The 1427-nt window shown below is 33.1% G+C and carries 2 protein-coding genes; one reads left to right on the plus strand and one right to left on the minus strand.

Going from position 1 to position 1427, the window contains the following annotated elements; all coding sequences use genetic code 11:
- Window positions 1-649 (plus strand): 16S rRNA (guanine(527)-N(7))-methyltransferase RsmG (rsmG, locus tag J7J33_06305; GenBank protein ID MCD6168889.1); only part of this gene is annotated, 649 nt, incomplete at its 5' end.
- On the opposite strand, the gene J7J33_06310 is transcribed toward rsmG, so the two are convergent.
- Window positions 606-1427 (minus strand): EamA family transporter (locus J7J33_06310; protein ID MCD6168890.1); only part of this gene is annotated, 822 nt, incomplete at its 5' end. The genes rsmG and J7J33_06310 overlap by 44 nt on opposite strands.

Below are 1427 nucleotides of genomic sequence, written 5' to 3' on the forward strand. Positions count from 1 at the left end.
CTTAATAAGAGAGTGGAATAAAAAATTCAATTTAACAGGTGAGAAAACAGAAGAAGCTATAGCTATAAAACAATTCCTTGATTCTCTTGTTCCCATCCATTGGAATAAAAATCTATTTTTTAAAGTTGGAATTGATATAGGAACAGGGGCAGGAATCCCTGGAATTCCTTTAAAAATCGTCCTCAAGGGTACAAAGATGGTCCTTGTGGAATCAATGAGAAAGAGGTTTAATTTCCTTGAGCATTGCATAGAATCCCTTTCATTAGAGAATGTAATTTTGGTAAACAAAAGAGGGGAAGAATTACTAAAAGAGGAAAATTTTAGAGAAAACTTTGATGCTGTTTTTGCAAGATGGGTTTTAAAAATCCCTGGTATATTTGAAATTTCTATACCATTTGCAAAAGTTAAGGGAAGAATTTTTCTCTGGAAGGGAGTTGATGAGATAGACTTAATTAAGAGTGAAGAATCATTTATAAATGAACTGGGAGGGGAGATAGAGGATATTTTTATTTACAGGCTTCCCTATTTTGAAAGTGAGAGAGCTCTTTTAGTTATAAAAAAGGTAAAAGAGACTCCTTCTTTGTTTCCAAGAAGATGGAAAGTAATTAAGTCTTTGAGTTCTCAACGATATAAACACCAAAGAGAATAAGTAAAGCCCCTATAAGAAGGTTTATTGTAAAAGATTCCTTTAAAAAAACTATACCAAGGAAGGTAGCAAAGATGGGAGTGATGTATCCTATTTGAGAGGATTTTGTGGCACCAGTCTTATCTATAAGATAGAAAAAGATACTATAGCCAAGCACAGAACCTACAATTCCCACATAAAGAACAGAAAGACATGCACTAATTGTTAGTCTTGAGGCGGCTGGGTTTTCCAGAATAAAAACAATAGTTCCCAATGCATAAAAAATTGATGCAATAAGTATAAGTATCTCTCCCACCAACAAATTTTTGGATGAATAGGTAAGATGATTATATAAGAGAACAAAGACACCAAAAAATCCAATTCCAATACCAAATAATTTTAACATGGTTATCTTCTCATCCTGAAGAAGAAAGTGGGCAATTATAAGGGTAAAAAATGGAGAGGTGGCAAGAATCAAAGATGTAACACCACTTTCAACATACTGCTCTCCCCATGCTATCAAGAAGTGAGGGATAGAGGCATCAACTATACCAGTAAGAATAAGAAGAGGGATTAATTCTTTGGGTACACGAAGATCCTTTCCAGTGAATTTCAATACCATGTAAAACACCAGTGCGGCAATGAACAATCTGAGACTTGTAAAAGTCATAGGTTTTATATCTCTCACCCCAATTCTTATAAAAAGGAAATTTGAACCCCATATACATCCAAGAAGAATAAGAAGAAGAATATTTTTTCTTTTTTCCATAAATATATTTTTAACATAAATATTTATATCTAA

This window comes from Caldisericia bacterium (assembly GCA_021158845.1).
Lineage (GTDB): Bacteria > Caldisericota > Caldisericia > B22-G15 > B22-G15 > B22-G15.